The sequence below is a fragment of the Vibrio sp. S/42/10 genome, from assembly GCF_029890535.1.
Classification (GTDB): domain Bacteria; phylum Pseudomonadota; class Gammaproteobacteria; order Enterobacterales; family Vibrionaceae; genus Vibrio; species Vibrio cyclitrophicus.
Window position 1 is genome coordinate 242,728 of sequence record NZ_JAKMZC010000004.1, and the last position, 14,196, is coordinate 256,923.

A 14,196-nucleotide genomic window follows, 5' to 3' on the forward strand; every position below is an offset into this window, starting at 1 on the left:
GTAACTTTTCACACACAACCTAAGGCAGTTTCTCTTAATGATATGGTTAACTTCTAAAGTTGTAATGACTTTGAGTTTATTACTATATAGGGAATTTAAGAAAAGACGTACGGAAGCTGACGTTGAGTGATAGCTCAACAATTTTTATTGAAGGGAGGCTGAAGGCTCCCTTTTCTGTTTTTTACGTCTCTTTCGTTGGTCTTTGATGGCATGGCTATTTTTACCGTTGCTGATAATTCACAACTAATGAAAATCTCGTGATTTGGTGTTCAAGCCAGTAATTTCATCGGTAATATCGATGAGCTTTCCCGCAATCACATGCACGACTTCGCCTTCCTTCTCTAAGACCCCTTGCACCTTTAAAGCCTTCGCTGTCAGATAAGCTTGTTGCTGTGCGCGTGCGGTGGCTCCCCATACCACAACGTTAATATTGCCCGTGTTATCTTCTAATGTGACAAAGGTGACACCGGCTGCGGTGCCGGGTGACTGCTTACCAGTGACTAAACCAACAACCGTGACCATGGATTTATGTCTTTGTTGTTTTAAGTCTTTCATATGTGTGAAGCGGCCTAATCGATTCGTTTCTTCTAGTAAGGTGATAGGGTGCTTATTTAGCGAAATCCCGACACTACTGAAATCCTCTAATAAATTTTGCATTTCACTGGGTTGATGAAGTGAGTGTTTTATGTCGTCGTGAACTTGACTAAATAACGGTAAGTCAGATGCTGAATCCATCATTGCCCAGCGTGTCTGAAAACGGTCACCAGAAACATTGTGTAACGCATTAGCTGACGCGAGTAACTCTATGTCCCTCTTATTCATCGACAACTGTTTCACTTGGCTCGGATGGCGATAACCGAAATGTGGGCGATTGGCGAGCACGCTTTGGATTCCATGCTCGCTGAACCCTTTGATTTGTCGTAGCCCTAAGCGAATCGCTAAACCATTCTGATGTTCAACGACTATGTGGTTGTCTTGTGAGGTGTTCACACATACTGGAAGAATCGCCACATTGTGTCGTTGTGCGTCTTGTACCAACTGTGAAGGGCTATAAAAGCCCATGGGTTGGCTATTGAGCAAAGACGCGTAGAAACATTCTGGGTAGTAACATTTCAACCAAGCTGAGCAATAGGCTAAAACGGCAAATGAGGCGGAATGGCTTTCTGGAAAGCCGTATTCACCAAAACCACATATTTGTTTAAATATCTGCTCAGCAAACTCTGTCTCATAACCGCGATTTTGCATGCCCTCGATGAGCTTGTTTTTGAACTTAAAGACGTTACCATTTTTCTTCCAAGCCGCCATGGCGCGTCTGAGTTGATCCGCTTCTCCACCTGTAAACCCTGCTGCCACCATCGCGAGCTTAATCACTTGTTCTTGGAATATCGGCACACCTAAGGTGCGCGACAGTACCGATTTAACATCCTTAGATGGATAGCTGATTGGCTCAATACCATCTCGACGCTTTAAGAATGGGTGAACCATATCGCCTTGAATAGGCCCAGGGCGTACGATAGCGATTTGAATCACCAAGTCATAATAAGTCCTTGGTTTGAGCCTTGGCAGCATGCTCATTTGCGCGCGTGACTCAATTTGGAATATACCGACCGTGTCTGCTCGTTGAATCATGCCATAAACCTGAGGATCGTCCTTGAGGCGAGTGATCTCTGCGATGGTGAGTGATCGCCCGTGAATGCGTTTGATCAGGTCGAAGCACTTACGAATCGCAGAAAGCATACCAAGCGCGAGTACATCGACTTTAAGCAGCCCTAAGGTTTCAAGATCATCTTTATCCCATTGAATGATGGTTCGATCGTGCATAGCTGCATTCTCGACGGGAACCAATTCGTACAAAGGCCCAGAAGAGATCACAAAGCCACCAACGTGCTGAGATAAATGACGTGGAAAGCCGATGATCTCATTAACTAAATGGATAAATTGCTGACCTTTCAAAGAGTCCGGTTGCAGCCCCAATTGAGTTAATTGAGCCTGCCAACCTAAGCTTTTGTCTCTGCGGTTGGTATTCTTTATGAAGTAATCCAGCTGAGTTTCTTGTAGCCCTAAAGCTTTGCCGACATCTCTTACTGCACTTTTGAAGCGATATGAAATGACAGTTGCGGCAAGTGCTGCGCGTTCTCTACCGTATTTTTTGTAGATGTATTGGATGACTTCTTCACGGCGCTCATGCTCAAAATCGACATCAATATCCGGCGGCTCATCACGTTCTTTACTGATGAAGCGTTCAAATAATACTGAGATCTGTCTTGGGTCGACAGAGGTGATTTCTAAGCAGTAACAGATCACGGAATTGGCCGCTGAACCTCGACCTTGGTAAAGAATCCCTTGGCTTTTGGCAAACATGACGATGTCGTGGATCGTGAGAAAAAAGAAAGGGTAGTCAAGCTCGTCAATCAGCCCCAGTTCTTTCTCTATGATTTGTTGAATGTCGTTAGGCACGCCTTGCGGGAAGCGAGCTCGTTTTCCTTTTTCGACTAACATGCGTAGATAACTCATGGGTGTCTCACCTTGAGGAATCAGCTCGCTTGGGTATTCGTAGCGCAAGCTGTCTAACTCAAACTCGCACAGCTCTGAGATTCGGTTGCTCTCTTCTAGCCACTCAACTTTGAATATATGAGAGAGCTTATTAATACTTCGTAAACAGCGCTCGGCATTAGCGAGTAAGTGACTGCCCACTTCGGTAATAGGTTTTTGGTATTTTATCGCAGTGAGTGAGTGCTGTAAGGGTAAGCGGTTAGCATTGTGCATCAGCACGCCACCACAAGCGGTTATCGGCAGTTGATGATGGTGTGACATCTCGACGCAATAGTCGATGTACTGCTGATCGGTTTGCTTTAGGTGTCGTTGTAAGCCGATCCAAAGCCGGCCTGAATGATGCTGAGAAAGCCATTGCCCCCAGTGTGCATCTTCATTTTTCTGTTGAGGGAGCCAAACAATAAAGCAGTGCTTAGCCGACATGATATCCCACTCAGAGAGTTGATAATGTCCTTTACTGCTACGACGTCTCGCATTGGTAATAATACGACACAGCTCGGCATAGGCTTCTCTGTTTGGGCATATCAAGATCACTTGGCACTCTTCATTTAACCAAAACATGCTCCCGACAATTTGTTTGAGCGACAGTTTATGTTGCTTGATTGCTGAGTGAACCTTAACGATGCCCGCCAGCGAGCACTCATCAGTAACTGCGAGCGCTTTGTAACGTAAGAAGTCGGCCTGTAAAACAAGCTCCTCTGCGTGTGAAGCTCCTTCAAGGAAGGAGTAATTACTTTGGCAAAATAGCTCTGAGTATTGCTGAGACATAACGTAATCTCACTTAACCATTGCGAGTGAATATGATTGAAAAAGGATGTTGAAGTTCAATAAGCAGAACGGACGAGATAGCGAAGTTTCTTACTTTCTGTCTTACAAACTAGCTAAATAAGCCGTGCAAAAACCACTGTTTATCTGGTGTTCTAAATATCCAGAGCCATCGACCGTTTTCACTGTGAGCAATAAAGTAGTCACGAATGATCTTCTCTCCGTCCCACCAGCCAGACACAATGCGCTCAGGGCCTTGAGATAAGGTGACGCTTTCGGTTAGTGCTTCGGGCTCTGGCAGTAAAATACTGGGCCTGAGTCGTTGTTGGTTGACGCTGAGAGCTATGGTTTGTTGCTCGCTCCCTGAGGGAGTTTGTCTCTTTGACACAGGTTTACTCAGTGTTGGGAGTGAATACTGATTGGCCTTTTCTGGCCTTGGGTCGTATTGTATTTTCGGTGTTTGAATGCAGGCTTGCCCAAGCTTTGCTTGCAGTAGTGAGAGCAAATCTAACGTGGCAAGTGTTCCTGTGTTACCATCAAAAAGATCATGGTAGGCCATTTGCGGTTCTCCATGACGAACCAAGGATAGGGTCAGCCCCTGAACCGGTGCTGTGAGCTTTAGTGATTCTAAGGTGAGATGCGTGAGATTTGCCCACTTTGTCGCAAGGTAATCACCTTGTGCTGAATAAAAAGAGACAGGGTGGTCGTCTTTATTTCTTAGGTGCAAAGTCAGCGTTAACTCGAAAGCCACTCGGTCACGTAACCTCAAAAAGCATTCGAGCTGATTCAACAATTTCAGCAAAGGCTTTTCGATGAATAGGATGTTTTCAATATCAAACAGCAGCTCCAAATATTGTTGGAAACTCTCTGGTGGATGATAAAAATCAATAGGGTGCTTGAACTGCCCATTAAGACGACCCACATAGTTCACCAAGTCGATATCAAAGCGGCGCGCGACATCTTGCAAAGGCAGCTTTAATAGGTCTTCTACGACATTGATACCAACACGATTCAGGCGCTCAACTTGTTTAGCAGGAAGCTCGCTTGAACTCAGCGCCTGCTGACTTACCCAAGCTTTCATTTGCTCAACATTGTTCGTCGCTTGGTTGATGGATTGCTTGCCTAAAAGGATTGCAGAAAGCGGCGAATAACCCGTGGCAAAGCTGAACTGGATATTGAGCGTTTCTAAATGGCTTTTGAGTTCATGCCAGTAGTTATCTAGCCCATCGTAAAGCGACAGCATGTTAGAGGCCTTAATCAATAATCCATTAGGTGGCAGTAAGGCCATGTCGGATGTAACCAGATAGGCCCATTGAGCAATCTCTTTCAGCTTATTTTTCTCTAGCTCAATGATGTAAGGGTGAACGTGTAAGTTATGGCAAAGCGCCGCTGCAGATCCTAGCCCCATACCTAGTGTTATGCCTGATTCCAGCGCGGCTGGGTTAGCTTGCAGCACATGGTGATCTTTTTCATCCACGATGATAATAGGTTGTTCGCGTGAGTCTTTGCTTGAACCCAATTCATTAGAGTTAAACAAGGTATCCAACTGCAGAGATGGAAAGTGCAGATAAAGCCACAACATACGCTAGCCTTGCTTTGCAATAGGAAAAGCAAGCACAGTGTTACCTGACAAAGCACGGTCTAAGTTGTCTTCATAAACGACTTGCTCTGTGAGTAACGGCCAGTTATGTGTCATGTCTAGAATAAAGCTGCCATACGACCAACTGCCTTTTCTTTTGGTGATCTCAACCTTTAACCCTTGAGCGTGAGAAGACAGCTTCATGCTTAAAGAAACGGGTAGGGATAACTGATTATGGCTGGTGGCTTTAAAATGAAATTGCAGACACTTACCCGTTTCGCTTGCTGCTTGCAGGCGCTTGGTTTGGTGGATTTCGAGATTGGTTCCCCATAACAATACAGAATGACAGGCACCACTCTTGAGGCACTGTTCAGCGGCCCATAATGCATCGAGGTCGCGTTGAGGCTCGATAACGAGAATATTTTCTAGTTGAATCCTTTGGCTGCTAAAAAACTCGGCACCTATTTTTCCTGGCGGGTTAATGAATATGGCCAGTTTCTGTGAGTTTTGTTGAGCTAAATAAGGAGTGAGTAGACGAAGTTCACCGATCCCTTGTTGTGACTCAACTTCAATAACGCCGTGCGTTGGGAAGCCGCCATCAAGTTGCTTATCCAATTGAGGATAGCCTGTCGAAGTGGTACTTCCTAGCGTTGTTGATTGTAATCCTTTCCAGATTAACTGGCGGTCTTGTAAGTTTTTTATTAGTTCATGCATAATTAAATACCTGTATATACATACAGTATATTTAACAATGAAAAAGATGCAAAGCAAAATGACGAAAATTAGCGGAAGTAAGCGTTAGATGATTGATTTGGATATAAAAAAAGCCGCTATTAAAGCGACTTCTTGTTATTGCTCATAATATCAGCTACTTAGGTTGAGCATCGATACATTGGCCATTAATGTCTGTCACACTTGGGTTCATTAAGTGTAGATAAAGCGGGATGATGTCGAGTGGCGTTTTTAACTTGTTCGCATCTTCACCTGGGTACGCTTTTGCACGCATGCGTGTTTGAGTTCCTCCTGGGTTAATTGCGTTTACACGGATGTTAGTGTCTTCAAGCTCGTCCGCTAGGATTTGCATCATGCCTTCTGTTGCAAACTTTGAAATTGCGTAAGTGCCCCAAAACGCACGGCCAGAGTGACCAACCGTTGAAGAGGTAAAGACAATACGACCGGCTTCCGCTTTTTTAATAACTGGCAGTAATGCTTGAGTCATTAGAAATTCAGCTTTAACGTTGATTTGCATGACGCCATCAAACGTTTCTTCATCGATTTGATTAAACGGACTTAACGTGCCAAGCACACCTGCGTTATGCAGTAGACCATCTAAGCGACCGAACTGAGATTCAATGGTTTCAGCCATGTCGATGTAGTTCTGTTTCGTCGCGCCTTTTAAATCCAGTGGGATAATCGCAGGTTGCGGGTAACCAGAACTTTCGATTTCGTCGTAAATCAATTCAAGGTTTTTGACATTGCGGCCTAACAGAATGACAGTTGCGCCATGTTGAGCGAAACTTAGTGCGGCTTGGCGACCAATGCCAGCACCGGCACCTGTAACCAAAATTACTTTATCTTTGAGGGCATCTGTAGAGATTGGGTAATCCACTGTGCTTATCCTTCTTTCTTTTATTATGTTCGTCATTCCATTGATGTTAAATCACACAGATAACCGCAGGAATGATGAGAAATTCTTGGTAATCGTGACAAGATGGTTACAATACACTAATTCATACAATAGGGGATATGACATTGGAATTTTTGTTGGACTACGGCTTGTTTTTAGCCAAGATTGCGACAGTTGTAATCGCCATCATTGCAATTTTAGTGATTGCTAAATCGGTGGGTGGAAAATCAAGCGCGATTAAAGGTGAGCTGGAAATCACGAACCTATCTGAACATCACAAACAGACGATTGAGCAACTTGAGCACCATCTACATGATGATGCTTTCATCAAAGCCCGTGATAAAGCAGAAAAGAAAGCGGAAAAAGAAAAAGTAAAATCACGTGGCAAAGAAGTGAAAAAAGCAGCGAAAGAGGGTGAGCTTGATAGCAAGCGTGAACCACACCTATTCGTTCTCGATTTTAACGGCAGCATTGATGCGAAAGAAGTTGCTTCGTTACGTGAAGAGGTAACGGCGGTGTTGGCTGTGGCTCGTGAAGGTGATGAAGTATTGCTTAAGCTTGAGTCTGGCGGTGGCATGGTTCACGGCTATGGTTTGGCGTCTTCTCAACTTGATCGCATCAAAGCAGCAGGTTTGCCTCTAACTATCTCGGTAGACAAAGTAGCCGCGAGTGGTGGTTACATGATGGCATGTATTGCGGACAAAATTGTATCTGCACCGTTTGCTATTGTTGGCTCTATTGGTGTTATTGCTCAACTGCCAAACTTCAATAAATTGCTTAAAAAGCATGACATTGAGTTCGAACAGCTAACGGCGGGTGAGTACAAACGCACGCTTACTATGTTTGGTGAGAACAGCGATAAAGCACGCGAGAAGTTTAAAGAAGAGCTCGAAGAGACGCATGGCTTATTCAAAGACTTCATCCGTGATCACCGCCCAGCACTCGATCTTGAAAAAGTAGCAACGGGTGAGCACTGGTTTGGCACACAAGCGCATGAACTTGGGCTAGTGGATGAGATCAGGACTTCTGATGATTTAGTCGTAGCAGCATGTAAAGACAAGACGGTTCTAGCGATTCACTACGTACAAAAGAAAAAATTATCAGATAAGCTAGCAGGCGTTGCAGGTAAATCTGCAGACAGTGTGCTGATGAAGTTGATTGAACGTGGCCAAAAGCCGATTGTTTAAGCTTATTTAGCTTTAGCTCTAGTATCTAGGTTTAGTGCCTTGCGTCTATTGAAGACGTTTGAGCCTTAAAAAGAAAGCGCATAAGTCATCAGACTTATGCGCTTTTTATTGCTCCACTTCCGAGCGGGTTGACCACTATGTTGTAGGGGGAGCGGAGTCTTATACCAATCACTTACTTTGATTGGTATTAAATCTTGGATCCATAATCGTTACGTTTTGGACACGTCGTGAGGATTTCTCTATGGCCTGTGTCTTTGAGCTCTTCCAAAATGACATCAAAGCCCCATAAGCGATAGAGATGCTTCATCACTTCATCGTAGCCTTTATCAAGCGGGATACGGTCATGAGGGACATATTGCAATGTCATTGAACGGTCACCACGAACATCCACATTAAACACCTGAATATTCGGTTCAAGGTTACTTAGGTTGTATTGTGCAGCCAGTTTTTCTCTAATCAAGCGATAGCCAGGATCATCGTGAATTGCACTAACTTCGATGGTATTTTTACGGTCGTCGTCGAGTACTGAGAATAGCTTAAAGTCACGAATGATCTTTGGAGAAAGGTATTGGCTGATGAAGCTTTCATCTTTGAAGTTGTGCATCGCAAAGTGAACCGCCTCTAACCAATCACTGCCGGCTAATTCAGGGAACCACTCCTTATCTTCATCGGTTGGCTCTTCACAGATACGTCGGATGTCTCTAAACATCGCAAAGCCAAGTGCATAAGGGTTTATCCCACTGAAATAAGGGCTGTTGTAGGCGGGTTGAGCAACCACACTGGTGTGACTGTGTAGGAACTCTAAGATGAACTTATCACTCACCAAACCTTCGTCGTAAAGGTGGTTCAGAATGGTGTAATGCCAGAAGGTAGCCCAACCCTCATTCATTACCTGTGTTTGTTTTTGAGGATAGAAATACTGGCTTACCTTACGAACGATACGAACACATTCACGTTGCCAAGGTTCAAGCAGTGGCGCGTTCTTTTCAATAAAGTAGAGGATGTTTTCTTGAGGCTCACTCGGGAAACGAACTTTTGTTGTTTCTTCCTTACTTTTATTTTGAGGAACGGTTCTCCATAGCTCATTCACTTGAGATTGCAGATAAGCTTCACGCTCTTCTTGTCTCGCCGTCTCTTCAGCAATCGAGATCTTTTCTGGGCGTTTGTACCTGTCTACGCCGTAATTCATCAGCGCATGACAAGAGTCGAGAAGTTGTTCTACTTCTGAAACACCGTATTTTTCCTCACAATCCGCGATGTATTTTTTAGCGAACAATAGATAATCAATAATCGAACTTGCGTCTGTCCAAGTTTGGAACAGATAGTTACCTTTAAAGAATGAGTTGTGGCCGTAACAAGCGTGAGCCATAACGAGCGCCTGCATAGTGACGGTGTTCTCTTCCATCAAGTAAGCGATACATGGATCCGAGTTGATCACGATCTCGTACGCTAACCCCATTTGGCCATGTTTATAGTTTTGTTCGGTTTGAATGAACTTCTTACCAAATGACCAATGGTTATAGTTGATAGGCATACCAATACTTGAGTAGGCATCCATCATCTGTTCAGAGGTAATGACTTCAATCTGGTTCTGGTAAGTATCTAAACGGTAATGCTGGGCCACACGCTTAATTTCAACGTGGTATTGTTCTAACAGGTTAAAGGTCCAGTCAGGGCCGTCAGGCAGCATCTTGTCGTTTTTCTTCTGCGTAGCCTTGTCTCTATCTGCAATGTTTGATTTCGCTGTCATGGCAAGCCCCCTTATGCTGTCTCTTTCTGGAACAGCTCTCTAAATACTGGAAAGATATCTTCTACGGTCTTGATGTTTTTCATTGCGAAGTTATCAAAGCTACTTTCTAGTTTTTCGTATTCATGCCAAAGCGTTTGGTGAGAGCGGCGTGTAATTTCGATATAAGAGTAATACTGACAAGTTGGCAGAAGCGTGTTGACCAACAGCTCTTTACAGCGAGGTGAGTCATCAGCCCAGTTATCACCATCAGATGCTTGTGCCGCATAGATATTCCACTCATTAGCTGGGTAACGGTCGGCGACAATTTCTTTCATTAATTTCAGTGCACTAGAAACGATGGTGCCACCGGTTTCTTGTGAGTAGAAGAACTCATGTTCGTCGACTTCTTTTGCCTGAGTATGGTGACGAATAAACACGACATCGACGTTTTCGTAGGTTCGGTTGAGGAATAGGTAAAGTAGAACATAAAAACGCTTAGCGATATCTTTAGTCGCTTGGTCCATTGAGCCAGATACATCCATTAAACAGAACATCACGGCTTGGCTAGATGGGATAGGGCGCTTCTCGTAGTTTTTATAACGTAAGTCAAAGGTGTCAATGAAGGGTACGCTTTCGATTTTCTTACGTAACTCGGCAATCTCTTCTTTTAATCGACTCTCTTCAAATGGTTGAGCGGGTTCTGTCATCTTAACTTGGTCAAGTTGTTCCATCAGTAGATTCAGCTCGCGTCTTTTCCCTGCTGTCATGGCAGTTCTACGCGCGAGAGATTGCTGTAGAGAACGTACAATCGCAATGTTGGACGGAATCCCTGCACTCTGATACCCAGAGCGATGGGTTTTCCATTCAGTGATTTTATTGACCTGATTTTTTTCAAGGTTAGGGAGTGCCAAGTCTTCAAAGAGAATATCAAGATACTCATCTTTGGAAATTTGGAAGGTAAACTCGTCTTGACCTTCGCCATCAGGGCTGGCGTCACCTTCGCCAGAGCCACCACCTTGTCCACCACCTTTAGGGCGCTCGATTTTATCGCCGGTAATGAACTGATCGTTACCTGGATGAACGCGTTCTCTTCGACCTCCTTGGCCTTGATGAAAACTAGGTTCTTTTATGTCTTTATGAGGAATCGTAACATCCTCACCCGTTTCAGTATTGGTGATTGAGCGTCGGTTGACTGCATCGGCCACAGATTCTTTGATTTGCTCTTTATGGCGTCTTAAGAAGCGCTGTCTGTTTACAGCACTCTTATTTTTGCCATTGAGCCTCCGATCGATAAATTGTGCCATAAGAACTCCCTCTCAGCTGATGTCGCGATCCTACTTTTTATTCGGGTATAAGAGTTATTGGTTTATTAACGTATAAAGTTATTGATTAGTACGAGCTGCTCACCTGAACAGCTCAAAACCGTTTCATTATGAGGATTTGCGAACTCTTAGGTACCACTCGGATAGCAGTCTGACTTGTTTTTCGGTGTAGCCTTTTTCCATCATACGAGCAACGAAGTCGTCATGTTTTTTCTGGTCATCCGTTGAGGTTTTAGCATTGAACGAAATAACAGGAAGCAGCTCTTCTGTGTTGGAGAACATTTTCTTCTCAATCACAGTGCGAAGCTTCTCGTAACTGGTCCAGACTGGGTTTTGACCGTTGTTGTTGGCTTTGGCACGAAGCACAAAGTTCACTATCTCGTTTCGGAAGTCTTTCGGGTTGCTGATACCGGCTGTTTTTTCGATTTTCTCCAGTTCACCATTCAGTGAAGCTCGATCAAATAGCTGGCCTGTTTCTGGATCGCGGTACTCTTGATCTTGAATCCAGAAATCAGCATAAGTCACATAGCGGTCGAAGATGTTTTGACCATACTCAGAGTAAGACTCTAGATATGCGGTTTGAATCTCTTTGCCGATGAACTCGACGTAACGAGGTACTAGGTATCCTTTCAAGAACTCAAGGTACTTCTCTGCGGTTTCTTGAGGGAATTGCTCACGTTCGATTTGCTGTTCAATTACGTAGAACAGATGAACTGGGTTAGCAGCGACTTCGGCTTGGTCGAAGTTAAACACACGAGAGAGGATCTTAAAGGCGAAACGTGTTGATAGCCCAGACATGCCTTCGTCAACACCAGCATAGTCTCGATATTCTTGGTAGCTTTTCGCTTTTGGATCGGTGTCTTTTAGAGTTTCACCATCGTAAACACGCATTTTTGAGAACAGAGAAGAGTTTTCCGGCTCTTTCAGTCTGGACAGGATGCTGAATTGCGATAGCAGATCGAGTGTGCTTGGCGAACAAGGGGCTTTGGATAGCTCACTGTGTTCAAGCAGTTTCTTGTAGATCTTAACTTCTTCAGAGACGCGCAGACAGTAAGGGACTTTTACAATGTACACACGGTCGAGGAAGGCTTCGTTGTTTTTGTTGTTACGGAAGGTCTGCCACTCAGATTCGTTCGAGTGAGCTAAAATCATACCGTCAAATGGCAGTGCAGAAAGCCCTTCGGTACCGTTGAAGTTGCCTTCTTGTGTTGCCGTTAGTAGAGGGTGCAGTACCTTGATTGGCGCCTTGAACATCTCTACGAATTCCATAACACCTTGATTTGCTTTACATAGCGCCCCCGAGTAACTGTAGGCATCAGGATCATCTTGAGAGAAGTGCTCAAGTTTACGAATATCCACTTTACCAACCAAAGAAGAAATATCTTGGTTGTTTTCATCACCTGGCTCAGTTTTCGCGATCGCAACTTGATCGAGAATAGAAGGACGTAACTTGATGACTTTGAATTTGGAAATATCACCGCCAAAATCGTGCAGGCGTTTTGCTGCCCACGGAGACATAATTGAGCGAAGGTAGCGTTTCTCAATGCCGTATTCGTTCTTCAATAAGTCGCCATCTTCGTTTACATCGAACAGGCAGAAAGGATGATCGTTAACTGGGCTTCGTTCACCGTCAGCAGACAATACATAGATTGGCAGTTTTTGCATCAGTGCTTTAAGCTTTTCAGCAAGAGAAGATTTACCACCGCCCACAGGGCCAAGGAGGTAAAGGATTTGTTTACGTTCCTCTAGACCTTGCGCAGCATGTTTTAGGTAAGAAACAATCTGTTCAATCGCATCTTCCATGCCGTAGAAATCTTTAAATTCGCTGTAGCGTGAGATGACTCGGTTCGAGAAAATACGGCTGAGGTGAGGGTCTTGAGCGGTGTCAATGACCTCTGGTTCACCAATGGCCAGTAGTAAGCGCTCAGCAGCATTAGCATAAGCACTCTTATCGTCTTTACACAGCCCCAAGAATTCTTGCAGTGTCAGCTCTTCTTCCTTGGCTGCTTCATAACGTGATTGATAGTGGTCAAAAATACTCATAGTCACATTCCCCTTGTTAACCAGTCAAAACTGACGAGCGATTGAAAAATAGGCTCTCCCTACAATTTAAGGTTAGACCCGCTTCCACAATTTTGCTTAACAATTATGTATTTATTTACAATTTTGCGTGTGGAATGTGTTGTGAAAGCAATGGGCAACTTGAGGTGAGTAGAATGAAATTATTTTGTATTCGAGGTGGCTAAGCGTTTGTTTTGTGATTTTAAGAAGCTTTCCAATTCCCATACTGTATTTATACCTATTCGACGTATAACTGAGCTCTATTAATTCTATGGGATTGAAAACCATATAAGGCTTGGCGTTATCAAAAATTGTTCAATAAATAGGTAGATGTAGCGAAGAATAATGGATTAGAAACGGTCGTCATCGACGCCGCAATATTAGTAACGACAAATGTATACGCGAGAGTCTCATAGTGGTCGTTTGGCGTTACAGCTTCTTATTCATCAACGGTCTATAAAATACACTGTCAAACCGAGTTGTGATCCCTATGTGCAGACGGCGATAGTCAGTACTTTATTGGTTTAGGTGGTTACTTACATTTGACGCCAAATATCCGAATCACTGGTGGCGTTCGTAATATCAATCTTGAAGGAGATATAGAGCATAGCCCAATACTTGAAAGTGGTATCAACATGGCCGTGAACGTCGGTGTTGCTTACGTCTTCTCGTTGCTTTGGTTTTTCTTTCTAAATGCTGACATTAAAAAAGGGTTACTCATGATGATTAACCCTTTTCTTGAAACTTTTTAAAAGTTATCGCTGATCTATTAACGTATTAAGCGCTAAAGATCTGAGATAGTTCTGTCGAACATAGGTGGTACTGACGAGGACAGTTGCGCCATGTTGTTAACATGCGGCGGTATTTCTCTAACATTGGCATTTGGCTGTTGAAATGGTGATCAGCTTTGTCGAATTGAGGGTAAAGACCTTCAGAATCTACAAGGAAACGCACGTAATGCACGATTTGAGCTTCAGATGCTATATCAAAACCTAGGAACTGAAGACGACGCTGGTCAACTTCAGCACGCTCTTGCTCTGCAAGCATTTTGTTCGACTCTTGCATAGCATGGTACATTTCCATGATGTCGATAATTTCACGACATTCAGCTTCAGTCAAACAACCGAATTCTTTGTTAAGTTCACGCATTTGGAGCTCGTAACCACGTTCTACAATCGTTTGTAGACGCTGGTATTTCGCCGAGTTCTCAGGGTTCATTTGAGACATTAGGTAGTATTGATTTGATAGAATTAGACGCTGAGCATTGGTCATTTCCATGGGATGAGCCTCACTAAAAAACTAAATGTTATATTCTTTTGTTGCAGTAAGAGTAACAGCATTCCTACGCGTGGAAACATGATCTCAACACGGAT

Annotated in this window: 9 protein-coding genes and 1 pseudogene; 2 read left to right on the plus strand and 8 right to left on the minus strand. The window is 43.9% G+C overall.

Going from position 1 to position 14,196, the window contains the following annotated elements:
- Positions 1-243 precede the first annotated feature (243 nt).
- The 4 genes from L8S15_RS06900 to L8S15_RS06915 all read right to left on the minus strand — a co-directional run bounded on the left by L8S15_RS06900 (position 244) and on the right by L8S15_RS06915 (position 6,506).
- A complete protein-coding gene (locus L8S15_RS06900; protein ID WP_280572208.1) occupies positions 244-3,321 on the minus strand; it encodes an error-prone DNA polymerase in 3,078 nt (1,025 codons plus the stop codon).
- Positions 3,322-3,430: 109 nt separating this feature from the next.
- Complete coding sequence (locus tag L8S15_RS06905; protein WP_016783826.1) at positions 3,431-4,900, minus strand: DNA polymerase Y family protein; 1,470 nt, start codon at positions 4,898-4,900, stop codon at positions 3,431-3,433.
- Between the two features lie 3 nt (positions 4,901-4,903).
- Positions 4,904-5,611 (minus strand): translesion DNA synthesis-associated protein ImuA, encoded by a 708-nt coding sequence (imuA, locus tag L8S15_RS06910; protein ID WP_010437334.1) that lies wholly within the window; start codon positions 5,609-5,611, stop codon positions 4,904-4,906.
- Positions 5,612-5,765: 154 nt separating this feature from the next.
- Positions 5,766-6,506 (minus strand): YciK family oxidoreductase, encoded by a 741-nt coding sequence (locus L8S15_RS06915; RefSeq protein WP_010437335.1) that lies wholly within the window; start codon positions 6,504-6,506, stop codon positions 5,766-5,768.
- 137 nt (positions 6,507-6,643) lie between these two features.
- On the opposite strand from L8S15_RS06915, the gene sohB reads away from it, so the two are divergent.
- Positions 6,644-7,711 carry a protease SohB gene (gene sohB / locus L8S15_RS06920; protein ID WP_032544845.1) on the plus strand — a complete coding sequence of 356 codons (1,068 nt, stop codon included), beginning with the start codon at positions 6,644-6,646 and terminating at the stop codon, positions 7,709-7,711.
- A gap of 187 nt (positions 7,712-7,898) precedes the next feature.
- On the opposite strand, the gene L8S15_RS06925 is transcribed toward sohB, so the two are convergent.
- From L8S15_RS06925 to L8S15_RS06935, 3 genes are all read right to left on the minus strand, one after another.
- On the minus strand, positions 7,899-9,461 hold the full coding sequence (locus tag L8S15_RS06925) for a SpoVR family protein (protein WP_010437342.1): 1,563 nt from the start codon (positions 9,459-9,461) through the stop codon (positions 7,899-7,901).
- A gap of 11 nt (positions 9,462-9,472) precedes the next feature.
- A complete protein-coding gene (locus L8S15_RS06930; protein ID WP_016783828.1) occupies positions 9,473-10,744 on the minus strand; it encodes a YeaH/YhbH family protein in 1,272 nt (423 codons plus the stop codon).
- Between the two features lie 126 nt (positions 10,745-10,870).
- Complete coding sequence (locus L8S15_RS06935; RefSeq protein WP_010437346.1) at positions 10,871-12,805, minus strand: PrkA family serine protein kinase; 1,935 nt, start codon at positions 12,803-12,805, stop codon at positions 10,871-10,873.
- Positions 12,806-13,317: 512 nt separating this feature from the next.
- Between L8S15_RS06935 and L8S15_RS21840 the strand changes: the two are divergent.
- Positions 13,318-13,491 (plus strand): annotated as a pseudogene (locus tag L8S15_RS21840) (MipA/OmpV family protein); the annotation flags it as partial.
- A 109-nt stretch (positions 13,492-13,600) separates the two neighbouring features.
- Here the strand turns inward: L8S15_RS21840 and L8S15_RS06945 are convergent.
- Positions 13,601-14,101 (minus strand): YfbU family protein, encoded by a 501-nt coding sequence (locus L8S15_RS06945; protein WP_010437350.1) that lies wholly within the window; start codon positions 14,099-14,101, stop codon positions 13,601-13,603.
- Between the last annotated feature and the right edge of the window lie 95 nt (positions 14,102-14,196).

Excerpts from the sequence above, each read along its gene's own strand:
- L8S15_RS06900 (WP_280572208.1), bottom strand. The coding sequence starts at position 3,321 with ATGTCTCAGCAATACTCAGAGCTATTTTGCCAAAGTAATTACTCCTTC.
- L8S15_RS06905 (WP_016783826.1), bottom strand. The coding sequence starts at position 4,900 with ATGTTGTGGCTTTATCTGCACTTTCCATCTCTGCAGTTGGATACCTTG.
- imuA (WP_010437334.1), bottom strand. The coding sequence starts at position 5,611 with ATGCATGAACTAATAAAAAACTTACAAGACCGCCAGTTAATCTGGAAA.
- sohB (WP_032544845.1), top strand. The coding sequence starts at position 6,644 with ATGACATTGGAATTTTTGTTGGACTACGGCTTGTTTTTAGCCAAGATT.
- L8S15_RS06925 (WP_010437342.1), bottom strand. The coding sequence starts at position 9,461 with ATGACAGCGAAATCAAACATTGCAGATAGAGACAAGGCTACGCAGAAG.
- L8S15_RS06930 (WP_016783828.1), bottom strand. The coding sequence starts at position 10,744 with ATGGCACAATTTATCGATCGGAGGCTCAATGGCAAAAATAAGAGTGCT.
- L8S15_RS06935 (WP_010437346.1), bottom strand. The coding sequence starts at position 12,805 with ATGAGTATTTTTGACCACTATCAATCACGTTATGAAGCAGCCAAGGAA.
- L8S15_RS06945 (WP_010437350.1), bottom strand. The coding sequence starts at position 14,101 with ATGGAAATGACCAATGCTCAGCGTCTAATTCTATCAAATCAATACTAC.